18 protein-coding genes and 1 pseudogene are annotated in these 17,822 nt (G+C 43.9%); 16 read left to right on the forward strand and 3 right to left on the reverse strand.

The window, feature by feature from the left end; genetic code table 11:
- Window positions 1–38: 38 nt before the first annotated feature.
- The 3 genes from AB4180_RS04230 to AB4180_RS04240 all read left to right on the forward strand — a co-directional run bounded on the left by AB4180_RS04230 (window position 39) and on the right by AB4180_RS04240 (window position 2,888).
- Window positions 39–1,097 carry a porin gene (locus AB4180_RS04230; protein ID WP_102249374.1) on the forward strand — a complete coding sequence of 353 codons (1,059 nt, stop codon included), beginning with the start codon at window positions 39–41 and terminating at the stop codon, window positions 1,095–1,097.
- Between the two features lie 375 nt (window positions 1,098–1,472).
- A complete protein-coding gene (locus AB4180_RS04235; protein ID WP_009845667.1) occupies window positions 1,473–2,105 on the forward strand; it encodes a fumarylacetoacetate hydrolase family protein in 633 nt (210 codons plus the stop codon).
- 150 nt (window positions 2,106–2,255) lie between these two features.
- Complete coding sequence (locus AB4180_RS04240) at window positions 2,256–2,888, forward strand: LysE family translocator (protein ID WP_009845666.1); 633 nt, start codon at window positions 2,256–2,258, stop codon at window positions 2,886–2,888.
- Between the two features lie 127 nt (window positions 2,889–3,015).
- On the opposite strand, the gene AB4180_RS04245 is transcribed toward AB4180_RS04240, so the two are convergent.
- Window positions 3,016–4,740 carry a phospho-sugar mutase gene (locus AB4180_RS04245; RefSeq protein ID WP_102249373.1) on the reverse strand — a complete coding sequence of 575 codons (1,725 nt, stop codon included), beginning with the start codon at window positions 4,738–4,740 and terminating at the stop codon, window positions 3,016–3,018.
- A gap of 507 nt (window positions 4,741–5,247) precedes the next feature.
- On the opposite strand from AB4180_RS04245, the gene coxB reads away from it, so the two are divergent.
- From coxB to AB4180_RS04265, 4 genes are read left to right on the forward strand one after another with little or no spacing between them, the layout of a single operon-like run.
- Window positions 5,248–6,450 carry a cytochrome c oxidase subunit II gene (gene coxB / locus AB4180_RS04250; RefSeq protein ID WP_102249372.1) on the forward strand — a complete coding sequence of 401 codons (1,203 nt, stop codon included), beginning with the start codon at window positions 5,248–5,250 and terminating at the stop codon, window positions 6,448–6,450.
- A complete protein-coding gene (gene ctaD / locus AB4180_RS04255) occupies window positions 6,447–8,108 on the forward strand; it encodes a cytochrome c oxidase subunit I (RefSeq protein ID WP_012600328.1) in 1,662 nt (553 codons plus the stop codon). The genes coxB and ctaD overlap by 4 nt, the downstream gene beginning before the upstream one ends.
- An 11-nt stretch (window positions 8,109–8,119) precedes the next feature.
- Complete coding sequence (locus tag AB4180_RS04260; RefSeq protein ID WP_102249371.1) at window positions 8,120–8,794, forward strand: cytochrome c oxidase assembly protein; 675 nt, start codon at window positions 8,120–8,122, stop codon at window positions 8,792–8,794.
- Window positions 8,795–8,832: 38 nt separating this feature from the next.
- A complete protein-coding gene (locus AB4180_RS04265) occupies window positions 8,833–9,717 on the forward strand; it encodes a cytochrome c oxidase subunit 3 (protein ID WP_017097020.1) in 885 nt (294 codons plus the stop codon).
- A gap of 62 nt (window positions 9,718–9,779) precedes the next feature.
- Here AB4180_RS04265 and AB4180_RS04270 read toward each other — a convergent pair whose 3' ends face one another.
- Window positions 9,780–10,010: a DUF2909 family protein gene (locus tag AB4180_RS04270; protein WP_102249370.1), complete on the reverse strand. Its 231-nt coding sequence runs from the start codon at window positions 10,008–10,010 to the stop codon at window positions 9,780–9,782.
- Between AB4180_RS04270 and AB4180_RS04275 the strand changes: the two genes are divergently transcribed.
- From AB4180_RS04275 to AB4180_RS04310, 8 genes are all read left to right on the forward strand, one after another.
- Window positions 9,949–10,827, forward strand: a complete 879-nt coding sequence (locus tag AB4180_RS04275; protein ID WP_241909255.1) for an SURF1 family protein — start codon at window positions 9,949–9,951, stop codon at window positions 10,825–10,827. The genes AB4180_RS04270 and AB4180_RS04275 overlap by 62 nt on opposite strands.
- The gene (locus AB4180_RS04280) at window positions 10,820–11,428 is read left to right on the forward strand and encodes a hypothetical protein (RefSeq protein ID WP_102249368.1); all 609 of its coding nucleotides are present in this window, start codon (window positions 10,820–10,822) and stop codon (window positions 11,426–11,428) included. The genes AB4180_RS04275 and AB4180_RS04280 overlap by 8 nt, the downstream gene beginning before the upstream one ends.
- 88 nt (window positions 11,429–11,516) lie before the next feature.
- On the forward strand, window positions 11,517–12,572 hold the full coding sequence (locus AB4180_RS04285; RefSeq protein WP_102249367.1) for a heme A synthase: 1,056 nt from the start codon (window positions 11,517–11,519) through the stop codon (window positions 12,570–12,572).
- Complete coding sequence (cyoE, locus tag AB4180_RS04290) at window positions 12,562–13,554, forward strand: heme o synthase (RefSeq protein WP_102249366.1); 993 nt, start codon at window positions 12,562–12,564, stop codon at window positions 13,552–13,554. Before AB4180_RS04285 ends, cyoE begins: the two co-directional genes overlap by 11 nt.
- 188 nt (window positions 13,555–13,742) lie before the next feature.
- Window positions 13,743–14,096 (forward strand): hypothetical protein, encoded by a 354-nt coding sequence (locus tag AB4180_RS04295; protein WP_009845655.1) that lies wholly within the window; start codon window positions 13,743–13,745, stop codon window positions 14,094–14,096.
- Between the two features lie 95 nt (window positions 14,097–14,191).
- Window positions 14,192–14,863, forward strand: a complete 672-nt coding sequence (locus tag AB4180_RS04300) for a DUF3313 domain-containing protein (protein ID WP_102249365.1) — start codon at window positions 14,192–14,194, stop codon at window positions 14,861–14,863.
- A 12-nt stretch (window positions 14,864–14,875) separates the two neighbouring features.
- Complete coding sequence (locus AB4180_RS04305) at window positions 14,876–15,094, forward strand: DUF3820 family protein (RefSeq protein WP_009845653.1); 219 nt, start codon at window positions 14,876–14,878, stop codon at window positions 15,092–15,094.
- Between the two features lie 577 nt (window positions 15,095–15,671).
- Window positions 15,672–16,625 (forward strand): hypothetical protein, encoded by a 954-nt coding sequence (locus AB4180_RS04310; RefSeq protein WP_102249364.1) that lies wholly within the window; start codon window positions 15,672–15,674, stop codon window positions 16,623–16,625.
- A gap of 291 nt (window positions 16,626–16,916) precedes the next feature.
- On the opposite strand, the pseudogene AB4180_RS04315 reads toward AB4180_RS04310, so the two are convergent.
- Window positions 16,917–17,135 (reverse strand): annotated as a pseudogene (locus tag AB4180_RS04315) (IS110 family transposase); the annotation flags it as partial.
- Between the two features lie 100 nt (window positions 17,136–17,235).
- On the opposite strand from AB4180_RS04315, the gene AB4180_RS04320 reads away from it, so the two are divergent.
- Window positions 17,236–17,757, forward strand: coding sequence for a hypothetical protein (locus tag AB4180_RS04320; RefSeq protein WP_102249363.1), 522 nt, complete (start codon window positions 17,236–17,238; stop codon window positions 17,755–17,757).
- Window positions 17,758–17,822: the final 65 nt, after the last annotated feature.

The following is a 17,822-nucleotide window of genomic DNA, read 5'->3' on the forward strand; positions in this document are numbered from 1 at the left end:
TTATGGAATCACTCTCCCAGTTACAAATGGATATGACAATGAATAAGAAACTTTTAGCGCTAGCAATTTCTGGTGCAGTATTTGGTACACAGGCTGTTGCGGTAGAGCTTTATAACGAAGACGGTACAGCCTTCTCTGTTGGTGGTCACGTTTCTGTAAACCTGAATGGTTCAGAGAAAGGCGATACGGATGTTGGTACAAACTCACCACGTATCAACTTTAATGCTACGCAAGAATTAGGTAATGGCTTCACAGCTGACGCTAAAGGCGAATGGGCGCTTAATTACCTAAACGGTGGTGATGAGTCGTTTACTACTCGTCTTGGTTACGTAGGTTTAACTCATGATGAGCTAGGTCGTGCTGTTGCAGGTACGCAGTGGGCGCCATACTACGATGTAGCTTCAGCTACTGATATGCCGATCGCTTTCGCGAACGATTTCTTATACGACAACCACGGTGCGCTAGGTACTGGTCGTGCAGACAAAATGGCAAGTTACCGCAACGGATTTGATTTTGGTGAAGCGGGTGAGCTTAGCTTTGGTCTAGGTTGGCAGGGTAGTAACACAGTAACGACAGACGTTTACGATGACACAGATATCAACGATATCATTCACTCTCGTACAACAGTTGCGTACGATGATCGTATTCAAGCGACTCTTGGTTACTCAATCGCTGGTGTTAAATTGGGTTATGCCTTCAACACTGGTGACTTCAAAGAGGGTGGTGTTTCTAAGACGGCTGAATCTCACCTAGTTTCTGCTGCATACGGTTCTTACGGCTCAGGTTTATACCTAGCAGGTATCTACGCTTCAAACGAAAACATGAACGTAGGCCTTGAAGAAAGTGATGCATATGAATTGCTAGCGGCTTACGCTTTAGCGAACAGCTTAAACTTAAGCGTTAACTACGAAGTTGTTGAAGGCGAAGCGACGAAAGGCGCGGCAACACAAACTGACCGTGAAGAGCTAGCTCTACAAGCTGAATACAACTTTACGAGTAATGTTGTTGGCTACACTGGCTATCAGTTTGATCTAAACGATGCAGACAACAGAAAAACTGACGACAAGTGGACTATTGGTGCTCGTTTCTACCTATAAGTCGCGACTCATTTAGTTTGACCACTATTATGCATAGTGTTTACTCCTTAAATTTATCTTTTCGGATACTGTCCTAGACACCATGCTAAGCCCTCTCAAGCCTTTTGGTTTGAGAGGGCTGCTTTCGTTCTATATGCATCTGTTTTAGCTTTCCCTTCATGTTACCTTGCCATTCATTTCATCTACGCAGCGATGATCTACGTAGCTATGGCTCTTGTCATTAGTTCTTATACGTCGCGATCTTCGAATAAAAGTATTTAAATCATTTAATTGAGCTAAAGATCAGAATTTAGATATTGATAACCATCTTGCCGAAGATTCTCTTTTAATGATGCGGTAAACTCTGCGCTCCAAAAAACAGTTTAGGGACAAACTATGAGCAGCGTTGTAGATCAGGAGCAATTGATGAATTCGAAACGAACAGCAACACCCAGCAAAGTACTGTGTATTGGGCGCAATTATGTTGATCACATCGAAGAGCTTAATAATGTTATCCCTGACTCTATGGTGGTGTTTAATAAGCCGAGCACTAGCGTTACGTCTTCTCTATCATCTTTCCATCAAGAAACGTTACATTATGAAGCTGAAATCTGCTTCATTGTTGAAAACGGTGAATACTCTGCCGTGGGGCTAGGTTTAGACCTTACCAAACGCGAGTTACAAAGTAGTTTGAAGGCAAAAGGTCTGCCTTGGGAACGTGCTAAAGCTTTTGATGGTTCTGCTGTTTTTAGTCGCTTTGTTCCCATAGATAACTTGGACCTCTCTGACTTAAACATAGAGTTATTTATTAACTGTGTCCGCGTTCAAAAAGGGCATGTTGAACAGATGCTTTATTCCCCACAGACCATCCTCGAAGAGTTATCTTCTTATACGACTTTGCTTGACGGTGATGTTGTGATGACGGGCACTCCGAAAGGTGTTGGAGAGGTACATCAAGGTGATATTTTCCTTGGTCGTCTAAAGTGTGGCGAAACCACTGTGATTGAGATCGAGTGGGTAGCACGTTAATTAGTCTTTTGTATTTAGTTAATAAATTGGCTTTACTGTTCATTGATGGTGTTTAATTCGATTAATTTAACACCTAGCAACTGATTGCATCTGGAAGGGGGTTAGTAATTGATATAAAATTCGCCTCCATTTTTATCAATACTGAAACCCATGATCGATTTAACCATCCTACCTGTTTACCTGACGGCCGTTGTAGCTCTTCTCCTTTTACCAGGCCCTGATATGTTACTCATCGCAAGCTCAAGCATGAGCTATGGCCGTAAAGTCGGTGTGTTTGCGAGCTTAGGTAATGCGACTTCTGGAATTATCCTGACAGTATTGGCAGCAATGGGCGTTTCAGCATTGATTGCGATGAGTCCAGTGGCTTTAAAAGCCCTTCATCTATTAGGCGGTGCATACTTATTAAAGATGGGGTGGGATTGTCTTCGAACAGAACAGGGCAATGCGCCTGAGTTAAGCGACAACCGTGCTGCAAAAGCGTACTACCAACGAGCACTTATTAGTAACCTGCTTAATCCTAAAGCGTTGGTTTTTTTCGTGATGTTCTTACCGCAGTTTGTATCGACGAGTATTGAAGCGACTTCGGGTGAGCAGATGCTCGTTCTGGGTTTATTGCTGAATGTGCTAGGTTTGACGTTCAACTTTTTACTTGTGGCGTTAGTGGGTACTATTGGTAAATCTTTGGTAGAAAATGCTAAGTTTCGTACCTATCAGCAAAAAGTGATGGGCGGAGTTTTTATCGTGTTAGCGGTGTGGATGTTGTCTTCCTTCTTTACCTCGTAGACTGCAACTCAAACAGTTTATCGGGGTTAGCCGCCGATACAAAAATGGACGCTTCGAGCGTCCATTTTTTATGTCGATCAGTTACATATTGCACTTCATGGAACTGATTTTTTGAAAGAATGATGATCTAAGAGTTCAACTCTTTCTGGTGTTGTTCGATGAGCCTATCCATGTACTCTTCACCGCGCTTGCGAGTATCGTCATAGGTTTCTGTCCCTTCGAACTTTGTTACCGTCTCATAATAAACCTTAACTTTTGGTTCTGTTCCTGAAGGGCGGACGATAATGCGTGAACCATCCTCGAGATGATAGATGAGTACGTCACTTGCTGGCAGGTTAATCGCCTCGGTAGCCCCACCGACAATAAAGCGCAAAGAAGACTGCAGATCTTCAATCACAGAGATAGCGACACCGTTTATTACTTTTGGTTGTGCCGAGCGGAGTTTAGAACCAATCGATGGTGAATCTGGGTCTAGGGCAATACTACGTTGCGCGTTGGTATGAACCCCATGTTCAAATGAAATTTGAGCGAGAAGATCCCAAACGGTTCGCCCTTGAGATTTTAACTCCTCAACCAGTTGAGCAAACACGACGATAGCAGACAGCCCATCTTTGTCTCGTACCTGAGTACCAATTGTGTAGCCTAACGCTTCTTCATAGGCGAACAAGAACTCGTTTTTCTCATCTTCTAATTGCATGCCAATATTCGCTAACCATTTAAAGCCAGTCAGCGTTTGGAAGTAAGTCGCACCATGGGATTGAGCCACTTTCTCAAGTAGAGTTGAAGATACGATACTGTTACCAACTAACTGGTTTTTAGTGTGTGGCTTTGATAGCAAGTAGTGCGCGAATAACACACCCACTTGGTCACCCGTGAGCATTTTGTAGGAAGCATCTTCAGTTCTGACTTTATCATCGGTTCGAACGGCAACCGCAAATCGGTCTGCATCTGGGTCATTAGCGCAAGCGATGTCGGCATCGACACTTTTTGCTAAGTTAACCACAAGATCCATCGCGCCTTTTTCTTCCGGGTTGGGGAAGTTCACGGTTGGGAAGTGACCATCTGGTTCTCTCTGTTCGGCAACACTGAACACTTTATGGAATCCAGAATCATGAAGTAGGTCTTCCGCCATTTGTGCGCCGACACCATGCATAGCGGTATAGGTGATGGTGGTATTCGCCGATTCGATCTCTTTACTCACGTGTGGGCTCTGGTTGATAGCAGCACGATAGGTCTGATAGTAACCTTCAGTTAACCATACCAACTTACCTTGTGTTTCAGCGTCACTAAGGCTCATCAATGGGATGGGCTTGGTCGATGCGATATCTATTTCAGCAGCAATGCCTGCATCATGAGGGGGAATGATTTGAGCGCCATTCTCCCAGTACACTTTGAAGCCATTGTACTCCGGCGGGTTGTGGCTCGCCGTCACTACAACCGCCGCCGCCGCGTTGAAGTGCTCAATACCAAAGGCAACGATAGGTGTCGCTGCAACATTCGAAGTTAGGTAAACCTTAATACCTAAAGCGGTGAGTACAGAAGCTGTATCAATCGCGAATTGCTTTGAATCTAAACGACCGTCGTAGCCAACCACTACACCACGCATAGAGGCATTTTCGACATGTTCAATTAAATAGTGGCCAAGGCCTGTGGCTGTTTCTTGTATGACCAAGCGGTTCATTCTATTTGGGCCGCATCCGACTTTGCCGCGCAGTCCCGCCGTTCCGAATTCTAATCGTTGAATAAAGCGGTCTTCAAGTTCGTCGTGCATTCCCTCATCGATAAGGTATTGAAGCTCTTCACGAGTTCTTGGGTCTGGGTCTCTCGCTAACCAGTTCATTGCATCTTGCATAATCACTAAACCTTTTAATATCGGGGTGTCTTTCTGTTGATTTAATTTAAATGATACTGATTATCATTTCTATGAAAGCAATCGTAAAACTCAATTTAAAATAAATTCCAACAGTAAGGGAAAGGCACATGGGTAAAGCTACTTCAAATAATTGACTGTTTAATAAGTAAACTTACCTTGAACAATTGGATATCACTAACTAGCCTTTTACATAAATATAACAAAACTTCACAAATTCGTCGTTTTTGAATCTTTAGTGGAAACTTCCAACGCTTATGATCCGTATTGGTTCTTAGGTTGAGATGAGGTCAGCAGCCCGTTTACAGGCTAGCTCCATGTGAGTTGTAGATTGAGATTCAGCTTTTCATGTGCAGCTGGAATAACAATGAATGTTGTCTGGCTCGGAATGACACATAGCTCGTAATGAAACGTAGCTCGCAACGAAATTGAGCTCGCAACGACATTTAGGTCGCAAGTATCCAATTAGGAAGGATAAGGAGAGATCTTTTGAAAAGATTACTGGTTAGGCTAGCGTGGCTTTTGAAAAGTTTTGTTGTGGTTTTGGTGTCGCCTTTGGTGCATGCAAGCAGTGAATACAACATGACTCAAGGTGTCACTGAGATCAGCGGTAAGGTATACGAGCTTCATATGCTGATCTTCTATATCTGCTGTGCGATTGCCTTTGTTGTTTTTGGAGTGATGTTCTATTCGATTCTGAGGCACAGGAAATCAAAGGGCGCAGTTGCTGCCCATTTTCACGAAAGCACGAAAGTCGAAATTCTTTGGACCATCATCCCTATTATTATCCTCATCGCTATGGCGATACCCGCCACCAAAACTTTGATAGCGATGGAAGACACCTCCCAATCAGATCTGACCGTTAAAATCACTGGTTCACAATGGAAATGGCATTACAGCTATTTTGGTGAAGACGTCGAATTTTTCAGCCTTCTAGCGACCAGTGATAAAGAGATTGAAGGAATTGAAGTGAAAGGCGCGCATTACCTGCTAGAAGTTGATAAGCCGCTTGTACTGCCTGTTGACCGTAAAGTCCGTTTCTTGATGACTTCCGACGATGTGATTCACTCATGGTGGGTGCCAGCATTCGCCGTTAAGAAAGATACCATTCCGGGTTTTATTAATGAGGCTTGGACAAAGATAGATGAGCCCGGTGTCTACCGAGGGCAGTGTGCAGAGTTGTGTGGCCGCGCTCATGGGTTCATGCCGATAGTGGTGCATGCCATGGAAGAAGACGATTTTGACGCATGGCTAGCAGAACAGAAAGAGTTGGCGATAGCCGAACAACAAGCCGCGAAAGATGCATTAGATGCGTCACTTTCTTTGGAAGAGTTGAATACCATCGGTGAAGAGGTTTACAAAACTCGATGTGCGGTTTGTCACCAAGCAAACGGTGAGGGAATTCCCGGAGCATTCCCTGCCATCAAAGGAAGTCCTATTGCCCTTGGTGATGTCGATGTTCATATCGACACCATTGTTTATGGTCGTGGCGGAACGGCGATGCAAGCATTCGATAATCAGTTAACCGAGAAAGAGATCGCAGCGGTAGTGACTTATCAACGAAATGCTTGGGGTAATAACACCGGCGATATTGTTCAGGCTTTAGATATCAACGCTTATAAGGCGAAGCAAGAAGGCAGTTCTGAAAGCTCAACGGATGATGCACAAAATGATGCTAAGGATCAGTTATGAGTTCACCAATCAATAAGCCGGTGAAATCGGCTCCAGCAGAAGATCAAGCACTGAGCCATTCTGCAGAAGGCACATTGGGTAATAATGATTTGCCTGTTGATGATCACGACTCACATGCGGCACCTAAAGGCTGGGCTCGTTGGCTGTATTCAACCAATCATAAAGACATCGGAACATTATATCTCTGGTTCAGTTTCGCGATGTTCTTAACGGGTGGCGCCATGGCGATGGTGATTCGTGCGGAGCTGTTCCAACCGGGTTTGCAACTCGTTGAGCCAGATTTCTTCAATCAGATGACTACAGTCCATGGTTTAATCATGGTATTCGGTGCGGTAATGCCTGCATTTACGGGTTTGGCTAACTGGATGATTCCGATGATGATCGGTGCACCAGATATGGCGCTGCCGAGAATGAACAACCTCAGTTTCTGGATCTTACCTTTTGCGTTTCTAATCTTAATCGGATCTTTGTTTACAGAAGGGGGCGGCCCGAGCTTTGGTTGGACCTTCTACGCGCCACTTTCGACAACTTATGGCCCAGACAGTACAGCGCTATTCGTATTCTCAGTTCATATTATGGGGATCAGTTCGATCATGGGGGCGATCAACGTCATTGTGACCATAGTGAACATGCGCGCGCCGGGTATGACTTGGTTCAAGCTACCGATGTTCGTATGGACATGGTTAATTACCGCTTTCTTACTGATAGCCGTGATGCCCGTGCTCGCGGGTGCGGTTACCATGGTGCTGACCGACAAATACTTTGGTACTAGCTTCTTTGATGCCGCTGGTGGTGGGGACCCGGTGATGTTCCAGCACATATTCTGGTTCTTTGGGCACCCCGAAGTGTACATCATGATCTTGCCGTCTTTTGGTATTGTCTCAGCCATCATTCCAGCATTCAGTGGTAAGCGTCTGTTTGGCTACCACTCTATGGTGTACGCGACTTGTAGTATCGCATTGTTGTCATTCTTGGTTTGGGCGCACCACATGTTCACCACGGGTATGCCAGTATTTGCCGAATTGTTCTTCATGTATTGCACTATGCTGATTGCGGTGCCGACCGGTGTGAAAGTCTTCAACTGGGTGGCGACCATGTGGCGGGGTGCTTTGACCTTTGAGACCCCAATGCTGTTTGCGATTGCCTTTATTGTTTTGTTTACGATTGGTGGGTTATCTGGATTGATGCTTGCTATCGTGCCTGCGGATTTCCAATACCACGATACCTATTTTGTTGTGGCTCATTTCCACTATGTTCTGGTGACTGGCGCCGTGTTCTCAATTATGGCCGCAGCTTATTACTGGCTGCCGAAATGGACTGGGCATATGTACGACCACAAGCTCAGTCTGTGGCATTTCTGGACGTCGGTAATCTCAGTTAATGTACTGTTCTTCCCTATGCACTTTTTAGGGCTAGCGGGCATGCCGCGTCGTATTCCAGATTACGCCATTCAATTTGCTGACGTTAACCAAGTCGTGTCGATTGGTGGCTTTGCCTTTGGGTTGTCTCAGTTGATTTTCTTATGGCTAGCGATTAAGTGCGTAAGAGGCGGAGAGCCTGCACCAAGCAAGCCTTGGGATAGGGCTGAAGGGCTAGAATGGACAGTACCAAGCCCAGCGCCTCACCACACCTTTACTCATCCACCTAAAGTAGATTAGAGGGATGAGCTATGAGTGATAAGCAAAGCGATCCCAATCAAGATAAAAAGCAACCAAAGCGCCTGTCTAATAAGCGATCGACTAAAAAGCTGACGGGCTACTTGGTGTTGAGCGTGGTGGCGATGTTTGGCTTCGGTTTCGCTTTGGTGCCGCTCTACGATGTGATGTGCGAGGCCTTAGGCATTAATGGCAAAACTAATACTGTTTCAGCGGTGCAACCTCAGGGAATGCAGCCTGATTACTCTCGTACTGTTCGTGTTGAATTCATGTCGCACATTAAGCCAGATATGCCGTGGCAGTTCTCGCCTGAAGTTCGAGTGTTAGAGGTTCACCCTGGTGAAGTGGTTCAAACTAACTACATAGCTAAAAACCTATCTGGAGCCTCATTGGTTGGCCAAGCCGTACCATCGGTTTCTCCAGGTATGGGGGCAACTTACTTCAATAAGATGGAATGCTTTTGCTTTAATCAGCAGCCATTGGACGGGCAGAAGAGCGCAGAAATGGGTTTGATATTTTACATTGAGCCAGATATTCCAGAATCGATACATACACTCACGCTCTCATATACGCTGTTTAACATCACGAGTCAGGTGAGTGGAAAGGCAAGTAAGCCTGAAGTGAGTACATCGACATTGAGCACACTACAATCTGGCTCACCAAAAGCGAGCACACTCGCAAGTAACTAGGGATTTACAGAACCAGTATCAACATAAGGAGTTGAGCGATGAGTTCTAAAAAGGAAGTTTATTTCGTTCCACATCAAAGTCACTGGCCATTAGTGGGTGCTGTAGCACTGTTTTTGGTCGCGGTTGGTGCTGGCTTGACTGTGCAAAATATGGGCACCGACGCAGCCGGTGGTGTATTTGGCAAAGCGGTGTTGTTAGTCGGGTTTGCTGTGCTGCTTTACATGCTCGCAGGTTGGTTCAGCAATGTGATCACAGAATCATTAAGTGGCGTTTATTCTGAGCAGATATCTCGTTCTTTTAGACAAGGAATGAGTTGGTTTATTTTCTCCGAAATCATGTTCTTCGGCGCTTTCTTTGGCGCGCTTTTCTATGCTCGTATGATTTCTGTACCTTGGATTGGTGGTGCGGGTAATAATGAAATGACCCATGAAGTATTGTGGCCGATGTTCCAATCGATATGGCCATTAACGACTACCCCTGATGGCGTAACGACACAAGCCATGCCTTGGCAAGGTATCCCGCTTAAGAACACCATTATCCTGCTGCTTTCCTCTGTGACGCTGCACATGGCACATATCAGTCTTGAACAAAATAAGCGTATGGCTTTGATCGTCTGGTTGGAGATAACCATTGTTCTGGCTGGCTTCTTCCTGTTCTTCCAAGTTGAAGAGTATCTTCACGCTTATCAAGAGATGGGGCTGACACTTCAGTCTGGTATCTACGGCAATACCTTCTTCTTGTTGACTGGGTTCCATGGTTTGCATGTCTGTTTAGGAACTATCTTTTTGATCGTGTTGCTGGCAAGAGTTGCGAAAGACCACTTCACTCCGAAAGACCACTTTGCGTTCCAAGCGGGCAGTTGGTATTGGCACTTTGTTGATGTGGTTTGGCTAGGTCTGTTCGTGTTTGTCTATGTACTTTGATGATGTACGGGCTGCTTTAAGTCGTGTTTTGAAGAATAAATAAGTTTGAAAACTTGAATGCCTTAGTAAGGTCTTGGATTTGGAGTGATGGTGCCTGAGGCTAGGGCAAGTAACAATAATAGCACTACGATGGCAGACAGCATCACACGGCGACCTAAGAAGTGACTCACTCTTTTGCCATTGTGTTTACCTGAGGCGATTTGAATTAGGCCTTTCATCAAATTGAAAGCGATGAAGAACAGCAAAGCGACTAACACAATTTTAAACAACAACACAAAGGTAGATGACGCCATAGTGATAACTCCAAACCGATTGATTGATGATGAACACAAGTTCCGCAGTAAAGGTTTTTGGATAGCGGTTGTTTTAACTGTGGTTTCAGTCGGCATTTTAATCAAGTTGGGTTTGTGGCAGTTAGATCGAGGTAACGAGAAGTTGCGCTATGAACAGCAGCTATCAGAAAGAGCGCAGCAATCGTCTAGGTTATTGGATGCGGTTATCTCTGAATGGAAAGACTCGCGTACACAAGCGCAAGGCTCACCTGAACTGCCGTCTTTAAATGGTTTGAAGGTTGATGTGGAATTGGAAGCACCAAGTGGTTTAGTGGTTTTGTTAGACAACCAGATTAACCAAGGAACGGTAGGGTATGTGATTTACATGTTGGGCGAAGTTCCAACACAAGATGGAAGAAAACAACTGTTGATCGATCTTGGGTTCGTTGCAGCTAGCCGTGACAGAAGAGAGCTACCCCAATTAGGAAGCATCACACTACCAACCAATATGTCAGGGCGTTTGTACACACGTTCGGTGAACCCTCTAAGTCATGAGTTGGGATTAGAAAATACGACACCGAATAGAATTCAAAACTTAAACATAACAGCACTATCACAGTACACCGGGCAAGAAGTGCTGCCCTTTGTCTTCCAACCTCAGAGTTTAGATTCATGGCCCTATGAAATGTTATGGCGTCCAACGGCGATGAAATCTGAGAAGCACTTTGGTTACTCATTTCAATGGTTTGTTATGGCTGCGGTACTTTTGTTTTTGACGATGTTGATTGGCTATCGGTACCTAAAAGCAACACCTATCACGAGGAATAAGGATGGATAAATCTCAAGCACAAGTGAACAGGGAAATTACCGAGGCAAACATGGCTGAGCTCAGAAGCCGTCGTACTAAAGGGCGCTTGGTATTAATTGGACTTGTTTTAATTTTCGCTTTGCCAGCCATTATCGCCAAAACTGTGCTGGACCAGAATTGGTATACCTCAGGTGTCACTAACTCAGGCGAATTGGTAGAACCAAGAACCACGCTTGCGGATTTCGGAGTAACGGTACCCATGGCTGAAGAAGGGTGGTTAGTGGGTTATATCGCTCCTACAGAATGTGAAAGTTTGTGCGAACAACAACTTCATTATTTGAATCAAAGCTATTTGGCGTTAGGGAAAAACAAAGAGCGAGTGACTGCCGTTGTTTTTGTCTCAGAAGGTAATTCGTTGTCGGGTTCGCTCGATAAGCCGGGTTTATCTTTGTTAGCTGGTGGTGACCAGTTAAGTACTGAGTTTTCGCCTGCTTCGATTGTCATTATTGACCCACTAGGGCAGTTGGTCATGGAGTACAAAAGCGTTTCTGACCCGTCTCAGTTAGTTGGTCAATCTAAAGGCATGATTCATGATCTAAGAAAGCTGCTTAAGCTGTCACGAGTTGGGTAGTTAATCAGCTTAAGTTGATGAGCTTTAGCAAATTGCGTTAATGCTGAGTGTTGTTAGCGAAAAGGGAATAAATATAGGGAGATAAACGATGCAGAATAGAGCCCCTGATTTACTCATACACATGATGAGATTAACGATCTTATTAACCCTTACCGTGATCGTGCTCGGCGCTTATACCCGTTTGTCGGATGCTGGCCTTGGCTGTCCTGATTGGCCAGGGTGTTACGGCAAGATAACCGTTCCTTCTGATGCCCAAGCTGTGAATCAAGCCAATCTACAATTTCCAGAACGAGCTCTCGAAGCAGACAAAGCGTGGATAGAGATGATCCATCGCTACTTTGCAGGAACATTAGGGCTGCTTATCTTTGTCGTTGTTTCTTGGTGTATTAAAAAGAATATAACAGCTGCTGGTCTTCCGTTACTTATCTCTGCAACCGTGATATTTCAGGCTTTGCTCGGAATGTGGACGGTGACTCTCAAGTTGATGCCCGTTGTGGTTATGGCACATTTGATGGGGGGCTTCACGCTATTGTCGCTGTTGTGTCTGCTCTACTGTCGTTTGTCTCAATTTCAAAGCCGTTTTGGTGAGGCTACGTATACTTCGTCACTTAAGGCTTGGGCGCTGTTCGGGCTATTCATTGTGGTCGGGCAGATACTGCTTGGTGGTTGGACATCGTCGAACTATGCCGCGTTGGTGTGTACACAGTTACCCATATGTGAAGGTAACTGGATGAGCTATCTCGACTTCAAAAATGCGTTCGATTTTGCTCAACACGGTCATGACAACTATGAGTTTGGTGTGTTGGAATATCCCGCAAGGCTCACCATCCATGTCATGCACAGGTTCGGGGCTATTGTGGCGACGTTAACGGTGCTGATGATCGTGTACCAGCTATGGAAATTTGGCCAAGTGCCTCACCAAAAGCTGAGCGTGATTGTCGCAATAGTCTTGTTTACTCAAATCAGCCTTGGTATCAGCAATGTATGGTTTCATCTGCCAATCTCAGTCGCGGTTTTGCATAACCTAGTCGCAGCGATGTTGCTAATCAGCATGGTGGTGACCAATTTTGTCGTGTGGCAACGCAAACCGAGTGAGAGCTTGGTGAAGAACAGTGTATTACAAGGAGGTAATCATGGTCAGTAGAACGTCAACACAACATGGAGTGGTGGTTCAAGGAGTAGCCTCAACTCCTAAGATAACAGCCAACAACGACATCGCTTTAAGTAACGAAACAGCAGCAAAAAACAAAGCTACTTGGAAGATCTATTTAACACTGACCAAGCCTAAAGTGGTGGCTTTGATGCTGCTAACTGCATTGGTTGGAATGTGTTTGGCTGTGCCGAATGGATTGCCTTTGCCGAATGGATTGCCTTTGCAACAAACTCTGTTCGGAATGATTGGGATAGGGTTAATGGCAGGTTCAGCCGCTGCATTTAACCATTTGATCGATAAAAAGATCGACGGCCAGATGACTCGAACAAATCGACGACCTTTACCATCCGGTGAACTGAGTAGTGCGCGCGTGTTCAGCTTTGCCGCGGGTATTGGCTTACTTGGTTTCGTCACGCTTGTGGTGTGGGTCAATCAGCTCACCGCTTGGTTAACCTTTGCAAGCTTGTTGGGTTACGCAGTGATTTATACCATGTATCTGAAGCGAGCGACGCCGCAAAACATCGTGATAGCAGGGATCGCTGGTGCAATGCCTCCGCTGTTGGGGTGGACGGCAGTTACTAATGAGCTTCATTCAAACGCTTGGTTATTGGTGATGATCATCTTTATCTGGACACCTCCGCACTTCTGGGCGTTGGCAATTCATCGTCGTGACGAGTATGCCAAAGTGAACATCCCCATGCTGCCTGTGACCCACGGAATCGAATACACCAAGACTTCTATTTTGCTTTATACCTTGTTGCTTAGCATCGTGTGTATATTGCCTGTATTGGTCGGCATGAGCAGCTGGATATATCTGAGCGCTTCATTGGTACTCAACGGTGGGTTTATTTATCACGCTTGGGTACTTAAGTATCGTGATGAGCCTAACATGGCGATGAAGACCTTCAAGTTCTCTATTTATCATCTTATGATTTTGTTTGTTGCTCTGTTGGCGGATCATTATCTGCTCTGATAGCTCTGATAGCTCTGATAGCTCTGATAGCTCTGATAGCTCTGATAGCTGTATATAGTTCTATATAGCTCAAACAAGGTTATTCCCATATCAAAACCAAACCTTTGGTTTCCACTAACCAAACCCTGACATGTCATGTATGAAAAGCCGGACAATTGATTGGCATGAATTATATAAAGGAACCGGTAATGGAATTCACTGAGCAAGATAGAGATGCTTTGTACCAAACGTGGATGTCACAAAAATCTCGAATGCGAATTACGCAGATGGAGTTTTCAAAAAAGCTAGGGATGAACCAGTTGGATTTTTCTCGAGTGCTAAGAGGGGAGAAAGCATTAACCATGTCTTTCGTTAGTCACTTCTGTCGTTTGCTTCATTTGGAGCCAAGGAATGTGCTCCCTTCACTTAAAGAAGACAATGAATCCGGGCCCAAAGTGGTTTATCTGAAAAGTAGAATGAGTGTTGATGGTGAGATCCAAAATGCTTATATCGAAGGCAATCAGGTGATCGTAGAGTATGCACATACCGTTCAGAACCATTGATTTTAGATCGAGCTCTGAGTTTATCTCTTTTCCTACAACTTTTTCACTTAGGGTATGGCATACTTATTTGATTCCTTGATTTACTTAAGTGCGTTATGAAACCTTTAAAAGTCCTTTTGCTTGTTGCAACCAGCATGTTTTTGTTTGGTTGTGCAGGCGGCCCAATTAAAACCGCTACTAAATTCACCAGTTATGAAGATTTTCGGCCTGGCCCTGATGGAGGCGTTGATTTAGTTTGGGCAAGGATAGGGCTGCGTGACGAACAACGTTTGAAATCCAAGTTAGACGCTTATGACTCTGTGGTGATCGACCAAATCTTTGTGTTGGCAGAAGAAGGCACATTAGATCAGGAAGACATTCAGGAGCTCACAGATCATATGGTAAGTCGTTTGGAAGCGAAAATATCGCCTCACAAAACGATTGTCGATGAACCAACAGGGAACACGCTACGCTTGAGTATCGCCTTAAGTAATGTTGAAATGCCCAACCCTATCTTAGCCGTGACAAGCAGTGTGCTGCCGTTTGGTCTTGCGATGTCGACTATATCTAAGGTGACGACAGGTGAGCACACCAACGTTGGGAGCGCCAGTGTTGAGCTATTGGTCAGTGACGCGCAAGATGGCACTCCGTTGTTTGCAGCTATCGACCGCGAAGCGGGTAACAAAGACTTTTCTACTATGATTGATTCGTTAGATGATGCCAAAGATGCGATCAACTATTGGGTTGAACGTTTAGGTGATACTCTACAGAACATCGACGACGTCTAGAAAGAGCTTGTAATGCTAGAGAAAGAGAACCTAATTAAGCTAGCCAGAATGCAAATGCCATTTGGAAAATACGCTGGCCGCACCTTGATTGACCTACCTGAAGAATACTTGCTGTGGTTCGATAAAAAGGGCTTCCCGCAAGGTGAGTTGGGCGATTTAATGCAGTTATGTTTAGCTCTCAAAATTGAGGGCTTAGATTCTGTGGTGCAACCGCTTAAATATGACTATTAGCCCTAGTCGCATCTCACAGTCATAAATCAACATCCCATCCAAATAAGTGACGAGTTGTTGTGGTTTTCTGAGGAACACTCAATACAGAGGCAAGAACTGAATCTTGCCTTTCTAATTTAACCCACAAGAGTCGCTGTAGCTGTAATATTGCCCCCTTAACACCTTTCCTCAACGCTCCTGTCTTCATTATTAATTATTAGTCATCCACCATGTTCATTAATGACGAGTTCAGAATCGACTAGCTTTAGCTTCCCCCTCAGTGACCTGTACACACAGGCAGTTTATTGAATAATTAATGACTTTAGAAAGAGTGGTTTTTAACACTGAATGAGCACGAATTTAACGAGGGTGTTGATGTTAAATTGTTGAATAGTAAGTGCATTGGTGAGTGACTAAGAATGATAACGTGCCCTACATTGATGGCAATGTGTGCTTGCACGTTTTTGCGCTGAATGTTGAGACCCGATTTTATATTAAATGCATAGCATTCAGTTGGTTATAAGCAACCTTTTTGATACATTGGCTGGGTGAATTTGTGTTTGCACGATATTAAAATGTTATAACGAAGAAGGAATCTATGGCTAAATCAATTATACAATTTAAATGTTTATTAATGTCGCCTGGGGATGTCTCGAATGAACGGGAAGCTGCGACAGAAGTTATCCAGCGGTGGAACGCTCAAATTGGCGATGCGCTTGGTGCTACTGTTGACTTAGTAAAGTGGGAGACCCATTCACAGCCAGAGATGGGAATGCATCCTCAGAAAATACTAAACCAGCAAATGGTAGAAGATGCCGATTTTGGGATCGGTATTTTTTGGAGTAAGTTGGGAACACCAACAGATACTCATGCATCAGGCACAGTAGAGGAAATTGAAGGCTTAAGAAATAAAGGTGCAAAAGTTTCTTTATACCTATCTCAACAACCGATACCACAGAATATGCAAGAAGAGTATAGACGGTTATCTGATTATATTGAGTCATTAAAGCATTCCGGATTATTACAATATTACCCATCTGTTCATGAGTTTCGGGAGTTGTTTCTACTTCATTTAACAAAGACAGTTGTTGATCTGATATTCAAGGAAAAAGGTGTTGAGTCAATAGAGGGGAAAACCTCAAGTGAACAACTGAAAATAAATACACTAGAAAAACCAAATATTCAAATAAAAACAACAGGGGCTTTGGTTCCTGATGCTCATGGAAGTACCAAATGGTTTTTAGCTGTTAGTGTCCAAAATCACTCAACTAATACAGTCTTTTTGGGCAGTACTCTAGTCCAGCTTACAAATGGACAACGAATTTTTTATCAGCGTGATGCTATAACATCTCAGCCAAACTCGAGGCAAGAGCTAAAATCTGGGCAATCATTCTCATTTCATATTGACCCTAATCAGTTAGCTGAAGATATTGAAGAGCTTGAGCTTTTGGATCAAATTGTAGTTACAGATGATATTGACAGAGTTTACTCATCAGCGGATAAAAGCTTACCTGATACAGTCGCGTCATTAATTTCAACGAATAAGGATTAAGGTGTTGCGTAGCCAACACTAAATCCCAAGTGTTGAACAAGCCCGAAGCCACTTTATTAAGTAAATTGTACGATTGAACTTGAAGGGTGCACCGCTTTGAGGCTTTTCTCAAGGCGAGCGAGGTCAAGATAAGGTTGCGATAGCAATCTTATCAACCCGTTAGCTGTTTTTCGTTTCTTTCGTCGTCACATCTCCTCTGATTTCGTCAATGCCATTCTCATTATTATCAATGCCTTTCGGCTAGGTGGGTCGGCTCACTCCAACACGCGCAAAGCCAGCATCCATAATTCATGCGTCGTAACCGAGTTTATTGAGTGTTGTTACCCAATAATGTGTACCACCACACGCTTCAACACCTATACGCATGAGTGGCATATTTGCTATTGTAGTCAGCAGTTTAGAGCGGGTTACTGACTTATGAAGTATGACCTTACCATTTTGGTCTACGGCATGAAGACTAAAGTGGTTTTTAGCTAGGTCGATACCGCAGAAATAAGAATAATCAGACATGGTGCCTCCGGTGCAATTAAGTACCACATCAGTGTGGCAGCTCCTCGGGAGGGGGAATCCATGTCATTCGTTATATTTTAGAAATGTAAAGGTTAACTAATTGATTACTGATGATTATATGAGTGAAGCAGTGGTGTATGTAGTTTTTTGGCTTATCTGCTTGTTTATCACTATAAAGTTTGTTTTATTTTCGAAAAATAAAAACCGTTCGGTATTACATTCTAGACTTTCTATTTCTGGTTTTATTATTGGCGGTGCTACTGCCTTATTTTTAGCGTTTACATTTTCTTTACAGAGTGAAGTGATCGGTGAACTTAATAAAGAAATGACCGATCCTAAAAATGCCAATCTTAAAGATATTAATCAAGCCTTGCTTTTAGCAATCAACAGTTATTTTGAAATATTTAAGCAGGTTGTTACGGTTTTTGGAAGTGGCATTGGAGCAAGCCTGTTAGCTTCTGGTTTAGTTATGAAAGCCCAGTTTGGGTATGATGATCATAGTGACAACACACGAATACAGAATGATAGCTGTCAAGATATTGCAAGTTCAAAGGAGAGAAATTTAGGGAAGTTTTCGCGGGTCTCGAAATCTGTAAAAGCAGCGTTTCAAAATAACATATAACATATAACATATAACATATAACATATAACATATAACGAATAAGGATTGAGGTATTGCGTAGCCAA

The organism is Vibrio sp. 10N.286.49.C3, from assembly GCF_041469545.1.
Lineage (GTDB): Bacteria > Pseudomonadota > Gammaproteobacteria > Enterobacterales > Vibrionaceae > Vibrio > Vibrio tasmaniensis_A.

Coding starts and splice junctions, on each gene's coding strand:
- AB4180_RS04305 (WP_009845653.1), top strand. CDS start 14,876: ATGCTAGAGAAAGAGAACCTAATTAAGCTAGCCAGAATGCAAATGCCA.
- cyoE (WP_102249366.1), top strand. CDS start 12,562: ATGGTCAGTAGAACGTCAACACAACATGGAGTGGTGGTTCAAGGAGTA.
- AB4180_RS04310 (WP_102249364.1), top strand. CDS start 15,672: ATGGCTAAATCAATTATACAATTTAAATGTTTATTAATGTCGCCTGGG.
- AB4180_RS04230 (WP_102249374.1), top strand. CDS start 39: ATGAATAAGAAACTTTTAGCGCTAGCAATTTCTGGTGCAGTATTTGGT.
- AB4180_RS04265 (WP_017097020.1), top strand. CDS start 8,833: ATGAGTTCTAAAAAGGAAGTTTATTTCGTTCCACATCAAAGTCACTGG.
- AB4180_RS04260 (WP_102249371.1), top strand. CDS start 8,120: ATGAGTGATAAGCAAAGCGATCCCAATCAAGATAAAAAGCAACCAAAG.
- AB4180_RS04285 (WP_102249367.1), top strand. CDS start 11,517: ATGCAGAATAGAGCCCCTGATTTACTCATACACATGATGAGATTAACG.
- AB4180_RS04245 (WP_102249373.1), bottom strand. CDS start 4,740: ATGCAAGATGCAATGAACTGGTTAGCGAGAGACCCAGACCCAAGAACT.
- AB4180_RS04300 (WP_102249365.1), top strand. CDS start 14,192: ATGAAACCTTTAAAAGTCCTTTTGCTTGTTGCAACCAGCATGTTTTTG.
- AB4180_RS04240 (WP_009845666.1), top strand. CDS start 2,256: ATGATCGATTTAACCATCCTACCTGTTTACCTGACGGCCGTTGTAGCT.
- ctaD (WP_012600328.1), top strand. CDS start 6,447: ATGAGTTCACCAATCAATAAGCCGGTGAAATCGGCTCCAGCAGAAGAT.
- AB4180_RS04270 (WP_102249370.1), bottom strand. CDS start 10,010: ATGGCGTCATCTACCTTTGTGTTGTTGTTTAAAATTGTGTTAGTCGCT.
- AB4180_RS04275 (WP_241909255.1), top strand. CDS start 9,949: ATGAAGAACAGCAAAGCGACTAACACAATTTTAAACAACAACACAAAG.
- AB4180_RS04235 (WP_009845667.1), top strand. CDS start 1,473: ATGAGCAGCGTTGTAGATCAGGAGCAATTGATGAATTCGAAACGAACA.
- AB4180_RS04280 (WP_102249368.1), top strand. CDS start 10,820: ATGGATAAATCTCAAGCACAAGTGAACAGGGAAATTACCGAGGCAAAC.
- AB4180_RS04295 (WP_009845655.1), top strand. CDS start 13,743: ATGGAATTCACTGAGCAAGATAGAGATGCTTTGTACCAAACGTGGATG.